Origin of the sequence: Sulfuracidifex tepidarius (assembly GCF_008326425.1) — an archaeon.
Lineage (GTDB): Archaea > Thermoproteota > Thermoprotei_A > Sulfolobales > Sulfolobaceae > Sulfuracidifex > Sulfuracidifex tepidarius.
In genome coordinates, this window is the sequence record NZ_AP018929.1 from 2,201,719 (window position 1) to 2,221,258 (window position 19,540).

The 19,540-nt window shown below is 48.0% G+C and carries 14 protein-coding genes and 2 pseudogenes; 2 read left to right on the forward strand and 14 right to left on the reverse strand.

What is annotated here, in order from left to right:
- Nucleotides 1-48 precede the first annotated feature (48 nt).
- From IC007_RS11195 to IC007_RS11220, 6 genes are all read right to left on the reverse strand, one after another.
- Nucleotides 49-1,269 (reverse strand): amidohydrolase family protein, encoded by a 1,221-nt coding sequence (locus IC007_RS11195; protein WP_054846123.1) that lies wholly within the window; start codon nt 1,267-1,269, stop codon nt 49-51.
- 386 nt (nt 1,270-1,655) lie between these two features.
- Nucleotides 1,656-3,251: an APC family permease gene (locus IC007_RS11200; RefSeq protein ID WP_054846122.1), complete on the reverse strand. Its 1,596-nt coding sequence runs from the start codon at nt 3,249-3,251 to the stop codon at nt 1,656-1,658.
- A gap of 783 nt (nt 3,252-4,034) precedes the next feature.
- Nucleotides 4,035-5,096 (reverse strand): aminotransferase-like domain-containing protein, encoded by a 1,062-nt coding sequence (locus tag IC007_RS11205; protein WP_149528782.1) that lies wholly within the window; start codon nt 5,094-5,096, stop codon nt 4,035-4,037.
- The gene (locus IC007_RS11210; protein ID WP_054846119.1) at nt 5,053-6,519 is read right to left on the reverse strand and encodes an APC family permease; all 1,467 of its coding nucleotides are present in this window, start codon (nt 6,517-6,519) and stop codon (nt 5,053-5,055) included. Before IC007_RS11210 ends, IC007_RS11205 begins: the two co-directional genes overlap by 44 nt.
- A 401-nt stretch (nt 6,520-6,920) precedes the next feature.
- Nucleotides 6,921-8,453: a hydantoinase B/oxoprolinase family protein gene (locus tag IC007_RS11215; RefSeq protein WP_149528783.1), complete on the reverse strand. Its 1,533-nt coding sequence runs from the start codon at nt 8,451-8,453 to the stop codon at nt 6,921-6,923.
- Entirely contained in the window at nt 8,450-10,390 is a 1,941-nt protein-coding gene (locus IC007_RS11220; RefSeq protein WP_149528784.1) for a hydantoinase/oxoprolinase family protein, read from the reverse strand. The genes IC007_RS11215 and IC007_RS11220 overlap by 4 nt, the downstream gene beginning before the upstream one ends.
- 128 nt (nt 10,391-10,518) lie before the next feature.
- Here IC007_RS11220 and IC007_RS11225 point away from each other — a divergent pair, with 128 nt between their 5' ends.
- Nucleotides 10,519-11,760, forward strand: coding sequence for an MFS transporter (locus tag IC007_RS11225; protein WP_149528785.1), 1,242 nt, complete (start codon nt 10,519-10,521; stop codon nt 11,758-11,760).
- 99 nt (nt 11,761-11,859) lie between these two features.
- On the opposite strand, the gene IC007_RS11230 is transcribed toward IC007_RS11225, so the two are convergent.
- The 5 genes from IC007_RS11230 to IC007_RS13940 all read right to left on the reverse strand — a co-directional run bounded on the left by IC007_RS11230 (nt 11,860) and on the right by IC007_RS13940 (nt 17,155).
- On the reverse strand, nt 11,860-12,945 hold the full coding sequence (locus IC007_RS11230; protein WP_149528943.1) for an NAD(P)/FAD-dependent oxidoreductase: 1,086 nt from the start codon (nt 12,943-12,945) through the stop codon (nt 11,860-11,862).
- An 8-nt stretch (nt 12,946-12,953) separates the two neighbouring features.
- Complete coding sequence (locus IC007_RS11235; protein ID WP_232048920.1) at nt 12,954-14,336, reverse strand: ferredoxin; 1,383 nt, start codon at nt 14,334-14,336, stop codon at nt 12,954-12,956.
- Nucleotides 14,291-16,402, reverse strand: coding sequence for a xanthine dehydrogenase family protein molybdopterin-binding subunit (locus IC007_RS11240; RefSeq protein WP_149528786.1), 2,112 nt, complete (start codon nt 16,400-16,402; stop codon nt 14,291-14,293). The genes IC007_RS11235 and IC007_RS11240 overlap by 46 nt, the downstream gene beginning before the upstream one ends.
- Nucleotides 16,403-16,607: 205 nt before the next feature.
- On the reverse strand, nt 16,608-16,913 hold the full coding sequence (locus tag IC007_RS13935) for a hypothetical protein (protein WP_232048921.1): 306 nt from the start codon (nt 16,911-16,913) through the stop codon (nt 16,608-16,610).
- The gene (locus IC007_RS13940) at nt 16,898-17,155 is read right to left on the reverse strand and encodes a PaREP1 family protein (RefSeq protein WP_232048922.1); all 258 of its coding nucleotides are present in this window, start codon (nt 17,153-17,155) and stop codon (nt 16,898-16,900) included. Before IC007_RS13940 ends, IC007_RS13935 begins: the two co-directional genes overlap by 16 nt.
- 67 nt (nt 17,156-17,222) lie before the next feature.
- On the opposite strand from IC007_RS13940, the pseudogene IC007_RS13945 reads away from it, so the two are divergent.
- Nucleotides 17,223-17,794: pseudogene (locus tag IC007_RS13945) on the forward strand (IS5/IS1182 family transposase); the annotation flags it as partial.
- Nucleotides 17,795-17,969: 175 nt separating this feature from the next.
- On the opposite strand, the gene IC007_RS11255 reads toward IC007_RS13945, so the two are convergent.
- The 3 genes and pseudogenes from IC007_RS11255 to IC007_RS11265 form a co-directional block, all read right to left on the reverse strand.
- Complete coding sequence (locus IC007_RS11255; protein WP_054846117.1) at nt 17,970-18,155, reverse strand: hypothetical protein; 186 nt, start codon at nt 18,153-18,155, stop codon at nt 17,970-17,972.
- A gap of 438 nt (nt 18,156-18,593) precedes the next feature.
- Nucleotides 18,594-19,154: pseudogene (locus tag IC007_RS14135) on the reverse strand (hypothetical protein).
- Nucleotides 19,127-19,330 carry a hypothetical protein gene (locus tag IC007_RS11265; protein WP_054846116.1) on the reverse strand — a complete coding sequence of 68 codons (204 nt, stop codon included), beginning with the start codon at nt 19,328-19,330 and terminating at the stop codon, nt 19,127-19,129. The pseudogene IC007_RS14135 and the gene IC007_RS11265 overlap by 28 nt, the downstream one beginning before the upstream one ends.
- Nucleotides 19,331-19,540 lie beyond the last annotated feature (210 nt).

A 19,540-nucleotide genomic window follows, 5' to 3' on the forward strand; every position in this document is an offset into this window, starting at 1 on the left:
TAAGACGGCAATCACGTCATGTGTAGACGAAGCCATGAGAACGCTGGCTCAGTCAGTTAGATCCTCCACCGTCCCCGTCACGTCATCGCCGTCCATCGAGAACCTTATATCGTTTACTGCGTAGTGTTTACCGTAGACTACGAGAGCTGGAGGTAGGGCGTTCCTTATAGCCTCGTAAGCGGACTTAGCGTTCAGAACGACGAAGTCAGCTTTCCTGCCCTCCGCTATTCCGTAGCCGTTTATCGACATTGCCTTAGCTCCGTTCCAAGTTATGGCGTTCATGATTGACTCTACCTCGCTTGAGACGAAGTGGTCTACGAGGAATGCCTCCTGTGCTACCCTCAACATGTTTCCCTCCCCTAGGGGATATATCATGTCGACTATGTTGTCTGTCCCCAGCGCTACGTTCACTCCGGCCCTCATCATCTGCCTTATCCTGGCGACTCCCCTCCTCTTAGGATAGGAGTCATACCTTCCCTGCAGGTGCATGCTTACTACTGGGTTCGATACTACGTTGACCTTGGAGTTCACCATCATCGACAGGAGCTTATCGAAATACCAGGAGTCGTAAGAGTGGGACGCAGTCATGTGGCTTACTGTGACCTTCTCTCCTATCCCGTTCCTGATAGACTCCTTCACTACCTCCTCAGTGAAGCGCGAGTTCGGGTCGTCAGTCTCGTCCACGTGGCCGTCTATCATTTTGTTGTTTTCCCTGGCTAATGAGAAAGCCAGCTTAACGGATTCTACCCCTTCCATGAAAGTCCTCTCGCCGTGAGGTATCATACCTACAACGTCAGCAACAAGGGAGGCTTTCCTGAACTCCTCCTCTATTTCGTTTCGATAAACTCCCGGTGTGGGAAACGCTACTACCTGCATGTCTAACGGGGTCTCCTCCTTAGCTTTGATGACCTTGTACATTAAACCGTTCATGAAGGGTTCATGTGTCCTCACGTGAGTTACACCATTGACGAACAAGAGCGTTGTTATCTTCTTCAACCTCCTGCGTACGTCGTCACAGCTCAGCTTCGGTATTACTTCCTCCAAGTTCCTGGTTATCCCCTCGTGAAGTGTCCCGCTCTCGTTTGGTCTCCCGTACTTCAGAGTGATCGAGTAACCTAGATGAGAATGGGGGTTCACGAACCCAGGCACTATTGCCCTACCCCCTGCGTCTACTACAGTTCCGTCCTTCCTACACCCTGAAGTCATAATTCCATCTTCCACACACAGATCGACCGTCTTCCCTCCCAGTTTGGCGTTTCTTATTAACATAAATGAGATTTCCTTTTAGCTTATTTTTAAGTATTTTCGGTCTTATACAAAATAATTTTTAAATTTGAGGGTAAGTATTGGAAACCTTTTAGAGAAATTTTCAAAGGTCACGTGTGGGATTTGCTAAGTAGCTTAGGTCACGAACTGTGTGTCACGAGGTTCAAAATGGGAAGTAGACTGAACTGAGTGATTTAGGGAAAATTACGGGGAAAATGGGGGGAAAAGAAAGAAGAGAGAGAGGAAGAAACAAAATACCCTCTTTCTTCTCACTCTCTCTATTGCTTTCTTTTAATATTTAATATAAAGTGTAGTTAATCTCTAGAACTTAAAAAATTATAAATGTGTTAGCATTTCCTACCTTTAACTTGTGTTGTGATGGAAACTTGTCATTCCGGAGGAATTTCCTTGAATACCATATCGACGTCGACCCCGTTCTTCTTCCTGTAATACTTGGCGACCTCGTACCACACTATTGATGCTACTACGATCCCTACCAGGAGCAGTACAGACGGTATCACGTTTCCAGAGAACAGTTGGAAACCGAAGCCTGACGGAGTGTATGTCAGACCTCCATACCCCAGGAGCAGACCTATTGCTGTAGCAACGCTGACAGCTGAGAGTGCACTAGACACCAGCAGTCTTGATGAGAGGGATCCAGCAGTCTTGGACGCCCTGAACGCAGCCAGAGAAGCAATGAAGTATTGGAACAGCATGTAGGAAATCACCCCGAACATGAGGGACAATGAGAAACCTTGGTAGATCTCTAGGTAGTTGAAGATGAGTGCTATCGCTAGGAAGACCAGCACGCTGAAGTAAGGAGACTTCAACTTGGGGCTTACGTCCAGAAACTTCTCTGGGAGAAGTCTGTCCATGGCTACAGCGAACATTGCCCTAGTACCGTTGAGCCCTCCTATGAAGGCGTATGACACGAACCAAGTAAGGGAAGATATGAGGATTAACATGAGTAACGGAGTGTTAGAAAGGGTGGGAATTATCACGAAGGCCAACAGGGAATAAGGAGCCACTGGTATCCCCGCTCCGGAAGAAGTTAACCACCCGTTCTCTGAAGCTTGGATGAAGAACCTCTGTCCTATCACGTCCACGATTGAAGCGACTAGAACTAGAGATATGACCGCGGCGAAGACGTAGGAGTACAAGATCCCGCTCCTGATTGCCTTAGATCCCTTCTTGACTTCTCCTCCGACCCAGATCGGAGCGTTGTTGTAGATGAACAGGTTCCCCATGATCATTATTCCCAACAGGAGAGTCCCCAGTCCGTTGAATGACAGAGGTAACTTATAAGACGAAGTTATGTCGGTGTAAGAAGGTCCTCCCAGAGAAGTGGAAACTGAGGTGAAGTCACCGATGAACCCGCCCCTCCCTATGCTGAACAGAACTGCTATGATCACGAAAGTCCCCACAATTTGGAGTATGGTAAGGCCCGATATCACCCTAGCTATCCACTTCATACTGAGGAGAAGCACGGCGCCTATTATTAATATCATTACAGTGGTAGACACGAAATAGTAGAAAGTGTTGTTTACCAAGTTGTTTCCTAGAGTTACCAACCCGGGGTCGTGGAATACCATTCCCAGAGTTTGAAAGAAAGGGACGATAACGAGGGACTGTTCCGTCTGGACGTCAAGTCCTATACCGTAGCCGAAGATGTTAACCATAGCCTGGATCATCCCCAACCTCGGTCCGAGGTATCTGGAAACGTATACGTAGTCTCCTGCCGAGCGTGGTGTCAGCATACCTATGTAGTAGTACATGAAAGCAGTTGGTAATGCCATGAGTGCACCTATGACTGTAGCTAGCATCCAGTTAGATCCCGGAAAGAAAATGGCGAACGTCAGGGGATACGCTATGCTGGCCGCAGGCGAAAGGTACATGAAGTTGAGAAGGAAGGTGTCCTTAGAGGACAGAGTCCTGATCAGCCCTGAACTCTGTCTAGCAAAAACCCTTTGTTCATTCTCTCCCATATTAAATCAAGATACATATTCCTGGAAAGTAAATAAATAGTTACATAATTGTATTGATGAGGATTTACTGAAAAGTGATGATTGTTTTTACCCGTTGTATCTATGATATTCTACGGGAGGACGCATAAAGAGAGGACTTCATGTTTTAAATATAGAATTTTTACTAAATTTTCGCATTTTTCCCTTTGCTGTATTAAGGGTTTACATAGGTTCTTTGTCCGCTGTCTTCAAATCTGCATGGAATGTTATGAATTAATGTCTTTCTACTTTACATTTCCTAATAAAAACTTTTGTCCTCTGATTTATTGATCATTTTTAAACTTTTTAGTCTCCAGTGTTGAGCGTTGTGATTTATAACACGAAATGAACTAAAGTAACCTTATGGAGTCTTCCGTCTCTCGACCCATAGCAAGATAATTTAAAACCGTTTCTTATTTTTAAAATCTAGTTTGCAATATTTAGATTTACTTGAATATTCCATGTCCTTGAGACTACCCTTAAATTTAGTCTATATTAATCTTTTTAAAATAAAAATATCATTTATACTATTAAATCTAGTGAAATACATGATATTACGTAAGGGTTTGAGTTTGGTCTAAAAAGTTTCAGATCTATCGAGTGTGACTCAGCTAAGTTCTTCAGATTTTGTTTTACATTTTATTAGTAACTTTCACTAGTTGTTTCTAAACTAATATATTGCATTATAGAAAATTTTTCTCTAGAAAAAATTCTCTTCTTCTATAGCCTTCGTTGTAGTCGTTTGTAATACTTTTAAGCATATAGCTATTTATATAATTCTGAAGAATCTATATTTTTGGAAATAATTTCTATACCTTTTTCTATATCAGGAGGAGAGGAATAGGAGAAGCTCAATCTGAAATAATCTAGACCGCAATTGTCGAAGAAAAACTTAGCGCCTGGCATAAAAACTACATCATCCTTTACCTTGTTCAGGAGGTTCCCCGAATTAATCCCTTTAATTCTAACAAAGAAGAAAAGTCCTCCTTGTGGATAGCTCCACTCAGCATTAGGAAGAAACTTGTCTAACGCTTCAGCCATAATGTCCTTCTTTTCCTCATATATTCGCTTGGCTCTAGTTAGTCCTTCCCAGAACGAATTGTCCCTCAAACTCTGATAAAGCAAGGCCATGCTCACTGAGCTGTTTCTCCCGTCCACGTTTTCCTTTACTTTGATGAACTCTCGTATCAAATCTTCGTGAGCAACCATGAGTCCTAACCTTAACCCTGGAGATAATACCTTGCTAAACGTGGTCAGATACACTACTCTACCTACTCTGTCCATAGATTTCAACGTAGGTTCCTCTGGGTTCAAGAATCCGTAAGCGTCATCCTCAAGGATGAGGAAGTCTTTCTCCTCTGCCATTTCTAACAACGCTTTCTTCTCTTCAATTCTCATGTTTATCCCTGTAGGGTTCTGACCCGTGGGTATAACGTAGACCACCTTTACGTTCTCCGGGAGTCTGAGATCATAATAAGGTATTACAGGCAGTTTAACTAAGCTTACCTTCACAGACTTGAAAACCCTCAGTGCACCTGCGAAAGTTGGATACTCTACTGCAACCCTATCCCCAGGGTTTAGAATTGTGCGTGAGAAGAGAAATATTCCTTGAATGCTTCCAGTTGTTAGAAGAAATTCGTCAGTTGAGACATTTATACCTCTGAAGCTTAATACTTTCTTTATCTCTCTATCTAGTCCTGGAATCATGAAACTCGGTTCAAAAGGAATGTCTGAATAGAAACTTCTAGGAAATATCCTTGGATCTGGTAGACCTCCAGCCATGTTAATCGTCAATTTCTCCTTCACCTTTGGCAGTTCTTGTGGCAAGGTAGAAGAACACTGCAGAGGCCGAAATCACTACGGGGAGTGAAACTAGAGACGGAAGAGAGAGGAAAGTTATCCCAGTCACTGCTAAGCTGAATCCCAAGTACCATAACGCAGGAACGTAGTTCTTGGAGAATGGTAACATTGCAATCATTGCTACGAGGATCACTAAAGTCCCGAAGAGGGTCTTAGGGAACCCTACGAAACTAAATATGATTCCGGTTATGAGGAAAGAACCCAGAGCTAAAGCCTTGTTTTTACTATCATTTGAGAGGACGAATAAACTAACCGGTCCTGTGGAGTATGCCAGTATCCTTGTCGCAACTAAATAGCCTATTGATTGTTCAAATGTAGAGGAGAGGAACAGTGTCACGACGGAGAAGGCTCCAAAAAGCAATACTGGTAAAATCGGTATCCCCCTCTTAGGGTCTACCTTTCCAAGGGATTTAGGGAAGCTGCCGGCTTTGGTCAGTGCATAGGAATATCTGACCATGTCACCTGCGCCTATGAGAGAAGCGCCTGAAGGCGATATGACTCCATCTAAGATGAAGAGGGCTCCTAAAGCAGGTACTCCAGCTATGATAGCGCTCTCTGCCAAGGGTGCGCTCATCTTCCCTATAGAGCCCCATCCCGATGAGAGTAAGGAAGATGAAAGGGAACCTATGAAAACTAATGGTACGAGAGTATAGATGACCATCGATATTCCGAACGCTATCATTATTGCCTTCCCTGTATCGGCTTTAGACTCTCCAGCATAGACCATTGCACTTCTGAACCCTCCGTAGGCAAACATTGTCAGAGCTATAGCGTAGAAGAAGTTGGAGATGGAAGGGGAGAAGCTGACTGAGAAGTTAGAAATATGAAAATCAAGAAACGCAACCGAAGCGATATAGATAGCCAAGATTGCAAGCTTAGCGTAAGTTATAGTGCTAACTGAGATTGAAAGGCCTTTTATCCCTAGATATACCAAGGCATATATTCCTATCACAATTAAGGACTCCACTGCATAACCCTCTATCGTAGGATATCCAGCCTTCATCATAGAAGGGAAAACATAAGATAGGTAGTTAACCGTAGCCTCTGCCTCAACTGGGATAGTGAGAAGGGTACCAACCATATATAACCAACCTACGCTTGAAGCCATCACCTTTCCGTGAGTCACATTGATAAACCTTATCTTACTTCCTACCAGCGGAAATAACTTAGCTAGCTTAGAGTAAACTAGAACCACTGGTAGGAGAAGCAGTCCTCCAACCAACCAAACGGCTGGACTTATTGGACCTGATAAGGATGCGGTAACCGCAGGCAAAAGGAGAATCCCAGATCCTATTATGTTGCCCAGAGAGAACGCAACTAGCGATATCATCCCCGCCTCTTTCCTGAAGTTAGAGTTATCTTTTAATCCTGCGTTTATATTACGTGCCATAACGACTGTTGATATAATAGTTTAAAAAGATTTTTACGTTTTCAATGAAAAGTTTATATTAGTATAAGTAGATAATTTAACACTTTTTAAGAAGGACTGTTGATTGCTAAGATAGATAAGAAAATTAGAAATAGAAAATTACTAAACTGAACCATATGCTGTATAAATTTTCCATTAATTATTTGAAAAATAATTATTTATAAATATAAAGCTCTTTTATTATTCTCTGCTGGAAATAATGGTAGGACAAAAGCAAGGAAGCCTAGAGGCTATACGAGGTGTTAGGATCACAGAGAAAACGAAAGAGAAGCAGGGAAAAAGGAAAAGGAAAAGGAAACACAGACACATAAAACAAAGACAGAAGAAAGGGAGAGTTGTTCTTATCCAAAAGTCGGCTCACTTTATTCTTTTCCCTTCTTTTTCTTTCCGTATCCACCTCCTCCCGGGGTTTCAACTATCACCTCGTCCCCTGCCTTCAACGTGGTGGTGAACTTGCTGGGCATCTCCTTACCCGAGATGGTCACTCTCCCAGTCTTACCTCTCTCACCTCCGTTCAACCCCCAGGGGCCTACCTTGAACCTGTCCGCGAGGATAGAGAGCTTCGTCGGGTATAGTACCTTGAAACCTCTCACTATCCCATCCCCTCCCTTGTATTTCCCGTCGCCTCCACTTCCCTCCCTGATGAGATACTTGGTGAAGAGGATAGGGAACTGCCTCTCGGCTATTTCTATGGGAGTGTTTAGGGTATTGCTCATATTCACGTGGACGGCGCTCTCTCCGTCACCGTTGGGACGTGCACCGCTACCTCCTCCCACGGTCTCGTAGTAAGACCAATACTTCCCGTTCACTACCCCTCCCATCATGACGTTCATCATGGTGCCATGAGGTGCGGCTGGGACCCTCTCATGGAACACCTTGGAGAGGGCTAGGAAGGTAACGTCAGCTATCCTCTGGGACGTCTCAACGTTTCCCCCTCCCACGGCTGCGGGTTTCCTAGGATTGACCAAGGTACCCTCCTCGGCGATGACTTCCACGTTAGAGTAGAACCCCTCGTTGGTCTGCACGTCCCCTAGCATGCTCCTGACTGCGAAGGAGACAGAGGAGTATGTCACGCCAAGCACAGCGTTCAACGGACCTTCGATCTGTGGGGAAGAGCCTGAGAAGTCAGCCACGACTTTATCCCCTATTGTCAACTTCACCTTTATCTTCAGGAGGTCGTCGTCCCACTCTAGGTAGTCCTCGGCCTCATAACTCCCGCGCTTCCATCCCTCCATCTCTTTTCTGACCAGCCTCTCGGTGTACCTGATACTCTCCTCCCATCCCTCCGTGACATTGAACTTGTCGAAGAGTTGCCTCACCCTTTCCGCACCTATCCTGCTAGATGCAAGCTGGGCGTTAAGGTCACCAAGGGAGTACTCAGGGACCTTGAAGTTTTCCTTCACGACCTTGATGATATCAGTGGGGCTCCCTTTTCTCTCCACCAGCGTCGGGGGGATGACAACTCCTTCCTCGAACAAGGTGGTAGCTGAAGGGTTGATGCTCCCCGGCACCGGTCCGCCCACGTCGACGTGGTGGGCCTTGTTCACGAGGTAAGCCACCAACCTTCCCCTCACGAAAACAGGAGTGAGGACTCCCACGTCGTTCAGGTGAGTCCCAGAGATGTAAGGGTCGTTGAAGAGGACGGAGTCGCCTTCCTCTAGGTCAATCCCCTCTCTCTCCATGTAGCTTAAGACGTTCCTCACCCCTATCCTGAACGAACCCAGGTGGACGGGGATGTGCTCAGCTTGAGCTACTATCCTCCCCTGTGTGTCTACCACAGCACAGCTGTGGTCCATCCTCTCCCTTATGTTAGGCGACAGAGCGCTCCTCTTGAGCGCAACTCCCATCTCCTCCGCCACGTAAACGGTGGCTTTATTCAGGACCTCCCACTTCATTCTCTCACCAGGACGAGCGAACCGTTCTCGTGGACTTTCGCCTTCCATCCTTCCTTTATCAACACCGTGGAACTGTACTCCTCCACAACTGCAGGCCCCTGGACCTCGAAACCCAGGGGTAAGTCCTCCCTCCTGTAGACTCTCGCCTTCACCCAGTCGTCCATCATGACGTCCCTCAGCTTGAAGGAGGGGTTTCCCCCTTCTCTCGGTCGAGGGAGGGAGATTGAAGACCCCGGGACGACGGCGAAAGACCTTATAGTCACGACCTCCACGGGTGAGTCCAGCTTGAAACCGTATATAGAGAGGTGCTTCCTTTCGAAGTCCTCGGGTATCTTGACTGGGTCTGTTACAGATACTGTTAGTTCCCATCCCTGTCCCTGATACCTGACGTCAGCGTAGCGCAGGAAGCGAGCTTCAGGCAACCTCTTACTCAGCCTCTCCTCCATTTCCCTATAGCTTGCGTCCAGATCCTTAGGATAGGAGACGGAAGCCTCGAACTTCATGTCAGCGAAGAGCATCCCTAGTGCACTGAACAGACCTGGGTGAGGAGGTATGACCACCTTGGCTATGCCCATCTCCTCTGCCAGATCCAGGGAGTACTGAGGACCTGCACCACCGAAGGCGAACATAGTGAAACCGGAGGGATCGTAACCCCTCTCTACCGTGACCAACCTCATAGCTCTGGACATCTCTACGTTAGCTAAGGAGATGGCCTCCCTTGCTACTTCCACAGGGTCTCCGAGTCCCTTCAAGCCTTTGACCGCGAGCTCCTTGTTGAGCTTGAAGCCGTCAGTGAGCGTGTCACCTATTCTACCCAGTACCAAGTTCGCGTCAGTGAGCGTAGGGTACCTCCCCCCTTTGCCATAAGACATCGGTCCGGGTTCTGCGCCTGCGCTCAGGGGACCTACCCTCAGAGCCCCCGCTTCGTCCCTCCACACGATTGAACCTCCTCCAGCCGAGACCTCGGCCAGGTCCACGAAGGGAAACCTCACGGGGTACCCAGAACCCTTAACCAACCTGCCGTAGTGAGTCCTACCTCCTACCTCGTATTCCTGGGTCGTCTCTACCTCGTAGTTCACCACGGTACCTGCCTTGGCTGTGGTACCTCCCATATCGAAGCTGATCGCGTTAGGCTCTCCCATGACCTTGGACAGGACGGAGACCCCCACGACACCAGCTGCAGGACCTGACTCTATGACCTGCACAGGCCTCCTGACCGCCTCGTCCACGTCGATCAGCCCGCCTGAGCTCGACATAATGAAAAGTTCCTTTACCTCGTGTAACTTTAATCCCTCTTTCAGGGAAGTGAGGTATCTCCTCATAACCGGCATGAGGGAAGCGTTGACTACAGTGGTGGACGTCCTCTCGTACTCCCTCGGGGCTGGGGAAATCTCGTGGGAGACTGAGACGTATTCGAAGTACCTCTCAGCTACCTCCTTCGCTTTCATCTCGTTCACGGGGTTCATGAAGGAGTGGAGGAAAGAGATAGCTACAGAGGTTGTCCCCATCGCCTTCGCCTCCCTCATCCTCTCGTCCACTTCCTTCTCGTCTATTTCCTGAATTACCTCGCCGTTAGGCCCTACCCTCTCGTTCACCTCGAACCTGAGCTCTGGGGGAACCAGGGGAGTGGGCTTCCTGAAGAAAGGGTTGTAAAGCTCGGGCCTGTTCTGCCTACCTATCTCTATCACGTCTTTGAAACCCTTGGTGGTGAGGAGTGCTACCTTGGGTAGCTCCAAGTTGACCTGTCCCAGCAGGGAGTTAGTCCCTATCGTGGTAGCGTGGACTACAGTGGTGACTCTCCCCAGCCTTGCCATCCCCTGGAGTACTCCTTGTTCCGGGGCCTTAGGCGTCGTTGGCCCCTTGTATATCTTCACTCCGCTTTCATCAACTGCGACAATGTCAGTGAAGGTTCCACCAACGTCTACAGAAGCGATCATGATGTTAAAGAATGTTAACTGGTAAAAAGAGTTTTCTCCAAACGTTCTAAAACACAAGGTGTAAAAATGACTATGCAGCAAGAGGCTACCTCACATGTTTTTATACTTGTTAACTTACTTCTTCCCTCATGAACAAGTTAACCATATCTGCTTCCATGATAGGAACTATAATTGAATGGTACGACGTGTTCATCTTTAGCTCAGCAGCGCTCTACATAGGTGAGGAGCTCTTTCCCTCAACCAATCCCGTGGTGGCAACCCTTAACGTGTTGTTGGTCTTCGCTTTAGGGTTCATCACAAGGCCCATAGGAGCTTTAATTTTCGGCCACTTCGGTGACAGAAGAGGTAGGAGATATTCACTTCTCTATACTCTCCTCATTTCCGGAATATCCTCCGGAATTGTAGGACTTCTCCCAACCTATCAGGAAGTTGGGGACATTACAATCGTTACTCTAGTTATTTTGAGGCTTCTCCTAGGGCTGGGGTTGGGAGGAGAGTGGGGAGGTGCAGTACTCCTAGCAATTGAGAACGGTGAGAGAAAGAGAGGGTTTTACAGTTCCTTCGTGCAGTCAACCGTTGGGATAGGCCTACTCATGGGAAGCCTGATTTTCCTCCTGCTCAGTTCAGTCCTCACCAAGAGCGAAATGTTCAGCTTCGGTTGGAGAATCCCTTTCTTACTTTCCTTCCTCATGGTAGCGGTAGGCACGGTAATCAGGCTTAAGGTAAATGAAACCGCGTTGTTCACGAAAGTTAAGGAGGAGAACCTACTTCTGCTTCTCCCCTCAAAGGAGATGTTCAAGAAATATTGGAAGGAACTTCTATTAGGTACGTTTGTGGCGGGAGCACTGGGAACTATCTTCTATGTAGGTGCAATACTTCTGCCGTTGTTCTATGAGACGTCAATGGTGATATCTTCAGTTCAGTCCTTCGAGGGCACTTCCGTCTTTGCCGTTGTAGACATAATCATGGTATTTGTGGGAGGTAGACTGTCAGACAGGGTAGGAAGGAGACCGATTCTAGTTATTGCAAACCTACTTGCCTTGATCACAATATATCCTGCTTTCCTCCTGAAATCTGTGGACTCGTTCTTCCTCGCTCTCGTACTTTTCGGTATCTATCACGGCAGTGGTTATTCTCCTTTGGCTGCAATGATATCTGAAATATTTCCTACCAATGTGAGGTACACCGGATCGTCTTCAGCATATCAGTTCGGGAACTCTTTCCTTGGGGGTCCGGCAAGTTACGTCTCAGCTGACCTCGGCAGTGTGAACTACTTGTTGTACCCAGTATACACGGTGGTACTTGTGATAGTTACCATTGCCTTCCTGGTTAAAGCAAGGGAGAGCAAGGAGGTAGAAATCTCGACATAACCTATCGCCCGGATGGAGTGAGGAGTAGGAGGTCTAAATGTTTGTATTCACGTCACCGTATAGCACCTACACGGCCTGCGGGGTACTTGCTTTTTAACATCATATCACCATCCTTTCGTCCACTGTCACGTGGCGTTGGAACCTGGAGGGCGAGAATATTTCCACGAACTTGTTCCTCCTGCCTAACATGAAGTCAGATATAACCTTTCCTGCGTACAAGGAGAACATCATTCCGTGCCCGCTATACCCGGCATCAACGAAGAGGTTCTCAGGCCAGGAAGGGTCGAAGCCCATTACGTGGGACCTGTCAGGGGTGATCTCGTAGTATCCGCTCCACGACCTCAGCAACCTGACCCCCTCCAAACCCTTCACCACCTTTCTAACATGAGAGATGAAACTGAGTGAATTCACCAGGGAAGTGTCCAATGTCAATGAACTCTCGGGAGAGTCGATCCCTCCTATCAGCTCTCCTTTCAAGGTCTGGGAGAAATAGAAACCTCTCCCTATAACCAGGGGTTTTACCCTGAACTTGACTCCCTCGGTAAGGAAAAGCTCCCTCTTCTCTGGAGTGATAGGTACGTCGATACCGTTCCTCCTCATGAACTCCCCTGTCCATGCGCCTAAGGTGACTGCCACAGCGTCGCCTCCCACAACATGGTCCTCCACCTTGACTCCGACGACCTTCCCCTGCCTCTTCACTAACTCCTTTGCCTCTCCTCTCACGAACTCCCCTCCCATCCTCTTTATCTCTAGGTAGAGGCCGAGGGAAATGTAGTCGTGATGGAAGGAGCCGTCCTGGGGGGCGTAGTAGCACTCCTCTCCCTCTCCCCCCTTCATGAAGGGGAACTCGGAACATTCCACGAACTTCCCCCCGACGCCTTCAGCCCTCCACATGGGGTCTAGCTTCCTCACCCCCTCCGTCTCAGTCCACAAATAACCCGTCTTCATACACACAGGGTTCAAGGGTAGTTTCTTGCACATGGACAGGAGGTAAGGTATAGCTTCCTTGGCGAACTCCACGTTTTCCCTGGAGAAGAAATGGTAACGGTACCTCCCCGCGTTCCTACCGCTCGACCCGTGGCTTACCTCCCCCTTCTCCACGACAGTTACCTTCTCTCCCTCCTTCAGGAGGTGATACGCCAGGGAGAGCCCGTGCGCTCCAGCTCCCAGGACCACGAAGTGCATGGGATCACCTATACGGGGTAAAGGGGAGACCTGAACGTGATCAACTTGTCGCTCTTCATGAGGCTCCCCACCACGAAGGAACACGTCTTCCCCTGACACTCTCCCAGACATATGCCAGACACGCGTTTCAGCATTTCCACGTTCCCGAACTCACGGAATTTCAACACGTCCTCCCACATTACGTCTTCGCACATGCAGGCGTATCCTCCCCCACCGTAGTTGTAAGGGTCTGCCTTACCTCCTCCCTCATAGTAGAAACGCAGAGGGCCTTGGATCTTCCCCCTCAGGCTGTCCTCCACGCTCGCCTCGGATAGGGAAGGGTCGTCTATCCCCCTGGCTCCTCCCACGACCCTGTGACCACACTCCATATACCCTTCATCGTCGTGCTCGGGTATGTAGGCTCCCATCCCGGGGACGAACTTGTAATCGCATCCTACGTTAGCTATCCCCTCCAACCGGGGTTGTTTGACCGGGGCGAACACTACGGCGTCCACGAGGGTTTCGCCGTCGTCCCAGGAGGCATAGAGCTTCCTCCCCTTCACCGTGACGTTGAGGTAGGTAACCCCTTGAAGGTGGATCCCGTGGTCTTCCGCCATCTCCTTACCCACGGGGGACATGAGGTCAGTCCCGCGTGGCGCAATCAAGATCCTAGAACCTGAGACCACTGCAGTCCTGACCGCGTCGTCGCATGAGCCAAGGACTAGGACGTCACGATAGTTCTCCCTGAACCTGAGGTACATGTCCCTCGATATGACACCGGGAAGGTCGTTCCCCTCAAAACGGGGAGGGAGGTATCTCCCACCCATTGCGAACGTTATCCTGGAGTCCTCGAACACCACTATCTTCTTCCCTATCCTGAACGCGTAGCCTTCGCTGAACTTCCCGAGGAAGTCCCCCTGGATTACCTTATCTCCCATCTCCTTCAGGATAGACTTCGCCTTTTCCTTCATGGGATTCAACGGGTCGAGGAAAGTATCGGTGTAGGTGTCACTCGCTATGAGGACGCCTCCCTCCTTCTTCAGGGCCGTCAAACCTGAAATTCCCGCACCTATTATCACGTGTTCTGCCTTCATCTTCTCCACTTGGTACACCTCGCCTCCTCTCTCTACGTCTTCTGGCAGGTTAGAGATCCGCGAAACTCTCTCCAGCAGGAATTGATTTCTTACAAGTTTGGAGTGTATCAACGTGGAGCTTATCCGCACTCCTCCAGGAGAGGTAGGTTGCGGAGGGAAGCAGTTCTCCACCACCTCCCCTCCATCCACTACTTCAACGTAAGGGAGACCTTTTTCACAATCGAATGGGGCCCTCCTCCTTGAGTGTACCCTGCTCTTCACGTACATGGAAATCACGCCGGTCTCCACGGCATCTCTTTCACTTGTCTCCCCAGACATTGGGAGATGGCGTTCATAATAACTGGAGTGGCGACAACTGCTCCAGCCTCACCTATTCCCTTGGAGCCGGTAGGGTGGCTGGAGACCCCGAACGTGAAGTGCTCCCACTTCATCCGGGGAGACTCCACAGCTGTGGGTATGAGGTAGTCGACCACGTTCAGGTTCACGACTCTTCCCTCTTCAAGGACTACGCCCTCATACAAGGCTTGGGATACGCCCTGAAGCACGCCTCCGTGGATCTGTCCCTCTGCCAGCATGGGGTTTATCACGTTCCCTACGTCGTCTATGGCAAGGTAGTCCCTGACCTTTGCCGTCCCGGTCTCCCTGTCCAAGCTCACCAACGCCATGTGGATACCGTAAGGGGAGGTCGGCCTCGTTACGGGGTACACCGCGGTGACGTCTAGGGGAATTCCTAGCTTGTAAGCTCCGCTCACCACTTCACGGAAGTCCAACGCCTTCCCCGAGCCCCTGTCTTTCACCTTACCTCCCTCATACTCCACCTCCTCGACGTCAACGTTCAACACCTTGGACCCGGCTTGCTTCAACTTGTCTTTCAGCATCTGAGATGCCTGCATCACAGCTGAGCCTCCCACGGTGACAGTCCTGCTCCCCCACGTCCCTATCCCGTCCTCTATGATCGCGGTATCACCCCACTGGACCTCTACTTCCTCGATGGGCAACTCCAGGACGTCTGCAGCTATCTGAGCGAAAGCCGTCCCGTCCCCCTGGCCGTGAGGCCCCGCTCCCGAGATTACCACCACCTTACCGTCTGACTTCACGTATACGCGGGCCGTCTCCCATGGACCGAAACCGGTGATCTCTACGTACATCCCCAAGCCAACGCAAAGTCCTTCCTCTATTGCCCTCCTCTTAAAGTCCTCGTAGTAGGGCTCGCTCTTCCTCAGGATCTCCGTGTAGTCCCCTGAGTCGTAAGTGATTCCGAAAGCGTTCTGGTAAGGGGTGCTCTTCACCACATTCCTCTTCCTGATCTCGAGCTGGTCTATCCCCAACTCCAGGGAGAGCTCGTTCATGATGGACTCTATGAAGAAAGTGCCCTCAGGCCTGCCGGCTCCCCTGTACGACGTGGTGGGGACTAGGTTCGTGTAGACTCCCAGAGCTTCAACTCTAGCATTCCTGATGTTGTAAGGACCGAGGATCATCCTGCTCGTGCTCAGGACGTTCCCTGACTCGTCGTCGTAGGCGTCCTGATAAGGGGCCCCCAAGTTCCCTATGACCGTCCCTACCAGTGCAGTGATGACTCCGTCCCTTGTAGTCCCTACCTTGTAGGAGAGGGACTTATCCCTCCCGTGTCCAGAGCTCATCATCTCTTCAGTCCTGGTAGGTACCCACTTCAAGGGGATCCCAAGCTTGAGGGAGAGGAAGCTAACCGCGTATTCCTCGGGGTGAGTGATTATCTTGCTCCCGAACGCACCTCCTACGTCAGGCTGTACAGCGTGTACGTCAGTCTTGAGGAATGAGGTCAGGTTCCTCCTCAAGAAGTGAGCTGACTGTGTTGAGGACCAAACGTTCACTCTCCTGCTGTCGAACCACGCCACTATACCCCTCGTCTCCATCGGTGTGGCTATCATCCTTTGGTTCCTGAGCTCCCCCTCAATGACCACAGGAGACTCTTTCAATGCCTTCTCAGGGTCTCCCGCCACGAACTCCTTCCTCAGTCCAACGTTTGTGTCGAGCTTGGAGTAGACCTTCACTTCGTCCTTCATCGCCTTCCTGGGGTCTACCTCATACGGCAGGTCTTGATACTCTACCTCGACCTCCTCCAGCATATCGTGTACTTCATACTGGTCCCTACCGACCACCGCGCCCAAAGGCTGACCCACGTAAGTGGTCTCCTTCGAGACTATCGGGAAATCTAACCCGGGGTTTATCACCTCCCCTCCGTAAAAGGGGACGTCTGACCTGACCTTGACCAACGCGTGGGGCCTCTCAGACCTAACGAAAGCCACATACTTCATGTTGGGTAGTACTATGTCGTCCACGTATTGCCCCCTACCCCTGATCAGGTTCAAGTCCTCTATCCTTTTCACCGGTTTTCCGATGTACATGTCATATTATATGGGTTGGAGAGTCTTTATTAATTTCCGTCAATTTTCTGTAAAATGTTCACACTAATCGTGAAAGAAATAAGTAATATTAAAACCTTTTCACGCTTTTTTCCTACATGTTTCAGTTAAAAGTTCGGCAGGAGAGTGGGTTGGGGTTCTCTAAACGGATTAGGTCGTCAAAACAGGCCCTGAATTTGCCTTAAAACTACAAATCCCCGACGCTATTGAGTTCCTTCTTTATTTTCTCCAATAGCTCCCTCTCTTCATTCCCTATATCCATGGAGCTTATTATGTCAATTTCAGCTGTCATCAACCCTTTAATTGAGATTATCGCTTCACTCCTGCTGTGAAAAGGAGAGATACCATCACCCAGACCGTTGTAAGCGTATCTGTGAACCCCGAGCATCGCAGTCGTCAGGTTAACTAACCCTTTGAAGCTGAGACCTTCAAGGTCTCTCGAAATCCCCATCATTCCAGTTGTATGGGCAGAATATCCTATTCGCAGGTACACTTAACTTCGTCTTCCTTACCTTCTTTCCTCTTATCTTCTACAATCTTGTTGAAGTTAGAAACAGCAATGGAACTTAAAAGTGCCTTCCAGGAGAGGAAGAACTTACTCGCGGAGTTCCTGATATATCCCTCCTTTAACATTTCGACGCTTAGATAGAGCTCCTGAAGTGCCTCAAGCAACCTCAGCTTGGAATACTTCTCAGGCTCCTTGGCAAACTTGGGTAACTGTGACTCCATTATCATATACTATTAGTTTAAACCTTAAATTTGCTTTGTGATCTTCAGAATTATATAAAATTTTTTGGGAATTATGGTGGGTATTACTCATGGAGAGGAGGGAGTACACAAGGGAGTGAAGTACGACGAAGACGTGGTGACGAGGTACTAGGTGATGTTTTCCTTCTACGCCTTCGAAAACTGGTGGGGCTTACTCCAGGAGGAGAACAAGTACACGAGGAAGAGCTACAAAGCACCTAGGGTTCACGGAGTCCCTGGCTTTCCTTCACTTATTCTTACCTTATAGAGCTATAGAAGGAGTGTGCTGAGTACCCTCGCGGAGATGGGTGTCCCACGAGTTTGGACTACTCAACGATATGAAGGAGGTGAGGGATACGGACGTGGACTTCCCTGAAGCCAGCGACGAGCTCGAAGCGATAGCCGACCATACTAGGTTAGCACGACGAGGGGAGGACAATACGTAGTAAAGTGGAGGAAAGGGAGGAGGGAGACTCCCGCTTCCTCAAGGTAGAGGTCGTGGTTGAGGAGGACGAGTTCAAGGTAGTGAGCGCTGAGGTCACGAACAACGGGGTGGATTCCGCTATTAGCACTGTGAAGGAGTTAGATGAGAAGGGCAAGGATGTCAGGGAGTCCTACGGGGACAAGGCAGGCATTAGGGGAGTACAGTATATCAGAGATACTCTCATATAATTTTACAAACACATCTCGAACAAGACGACTGCATGAGAACACTCCCAGGAGGAATGCCGTTGCAGGAATAAATACTAACGGTGTGAAGAAGTACAAGTAATGGATAGAATTTAATGCAAACAAGCCTATTTCAGTTAACCCTGTTTTCCTCGATAGCACCTTTGGGAGGGTTTTTATCTATTGTAAAGCCGTGTAAAGCCATTATTGGGAGGAATGTGAGTGAGACTAAGGCTGGATGAGAGGCAACTGCTAGAATGTACGTTAAGATTATAATGAAATATGCCGCGTCGTTTCTCCTTCTTCCTCCCCTTTCCACAAGTAGTAATGTGTTAAAGTATTTTTAATGAGTTATCCTAAACCTTTAGGTGGCTGAAGGTCAAAGAATTATTGCCGTCGCATTAAAAATGTATGAAAGTTTACCTCTTATTTATTAAAAATTTTCTCTAGACCAGTATAGGTATAAGAAGATAAATTAAAAATATTTATAAATTCACAACGAATATTTTATAATTTTTATGATGAGAGTTTCCTTAACGTTAGTATTTTGAAAAATCTCGATTCAAGCGTAGTCAGATCATGAAAGTCAAGGTTATACATGGGCAATACATCCAAACTCTGCGGAACAGTAGGAATCATGTGTACAGTATTGTTGTATTGCCTTGACCTTTAAGGTCTAACTAAGTACAACGTGTTTGCCTCTTCAATAGATCTTAAGCTTCGTAAATTCTAGCTTAAAAATTGCCCACAAATCGCTTTAACAATATCCCTTAAGTTTCTCTAGATAGTCCTTAACTCTCCTGCGTTCGCTTTCAGAATTTAGGTAATCTATGTCGATGTTACTTAACTGAGTACAATAAACCAGGACTGCTTTAATCCTGTCCTCAGTGCTATTCCAGAATTTCCATGCCTCCAAGTAAGTTATTATGACTTCCTCCAGCGGTAGTATGTAAACGTAGTATGAAGAGTCTACTTGCATCCTAATTGGGGGCTTACGCTTAGTATAAACGTCCCCGACTATATCTATCCCTTTTTCGGATATTTCCCTTATCTTAGGTAAGTAAATCCTAAGTCCTCAGTCTGAGATCTCCTTTAACACTTGCTTAACTAAGTCCCCTCGCTCCTCCCTCAATGATTATGTCTACGTCTCCGGTCCTATAGCCCCTACCAGAATATATTTCTGCAGCAAAACCTCCTACTAATATTCTACCCAATTTTTCTCTTCTAATAAAGTGTTCAAAATCGCGAAGAATTTTAAGAAACGGTCTGTCTCACTCCCTTTTAGTTCGCTCACTCTTGAAAGTAATTCCCTAAGCAACCAGTCTTGTAGTATATTACACCACCTTCTACCTTCCAACAGCCCAGCTCTTCCAATAATTTTATGTTCTCTTCTCCCAGTTTAGCCAGCCTCTTTAGATCTTCTTCAGTAATCTTACTCCCTCTTGATCTGGGCCTATCTTCAAGCAACCTTATTATTGCCTTTGGGTCTACCACGAGAAGAGTACATTCCTCTAATTAATAAATATAGCCTTTTTCATAATGGTCGTAGAGGAGTAGCTTAGGCGATTCAGGTCTCCATTGCAAATTTGCTTTATTTCCTTAAGACGAGATAGAAATAATTAATTGTACATGTAGTAAGAAATAATAGGGTAATACTAATAAGGGGAGAGCAGGACGTTATACCATGCAACAACGACAACAAGG

Bases quoted from the DNA above. Each gene is read 5' to 3' on its own strand.
- IC007_RS11195 (WP_054846123.1), bottom strand. From the start codon at position 1,269: ATGTTAATAAGAAACGCCAAACTGGGAGGGAAGACGGTCGATCTGTGT.
- IC007_RS11200 (WP_054846122.1), bottom strand. From the start codon at position 3,251: ATGGGAGAGAATGAACAAAGGGTTTTTGCTAGACAGAGTTCAGGGCTG.
- IC007_RS11210 (WP_054846119.1), bottom strand. From the start codon at position 6,519: ATGGCACGTAATATAAACGCAGGATTAAAAGATAACTCTAACTTCAGG.
- IC007_RS11215 (WP_149528783.1), bottom strand. From the start codon at position 8,453: ATGAAGTGGGAGGTCCTGAATAAAGCCACCGTTTACGTGGCGGAGGAG.
- IC007_RS11220 (WP_149528784.1), bottom strand. From the start codon at position 10,390: ATGATCGCTTCTGTAGACGTTGGTGGAACCTTCACTGACATTGTCGCA.
- IC007_RS11225 (WP_149528785.1), top strand. From the start codon at position 10,519: ATGAACAAGTTAACCATATCTGCTTCCATGATAGGAACTATAATTGAA.
- IC007_RS11230 (WP_149528943.1), bottom strand. From the start codon at position 12,945: ATGCACTTCGTGGTCCTGGGAGCTGGAGCGCACGGGCTCTCCCTGGCG.
- IC007_RS11235 (WP_232048920.1), bottom strand. From the start codon at position 14,336: ATGTCTGGGGAGACAAGTGAAAGAGATGCCGTGGAGACCGGCGTGATT.
- IC007_RS11240 (WP_149528786.1), bottom strand. From the start codon at position 16,402: ATGTACATCGGAAAACCGGTGAAAAGGATAGAGGACTTGAACCTGATC.
- IC007_RS13940 (WP_232048922.1), bottom strand. From the start codon at position 17,155: ATGATAATGGAGTCACAGTTACCCAAGTTTGCCAAGGAGCCTGAGAAG.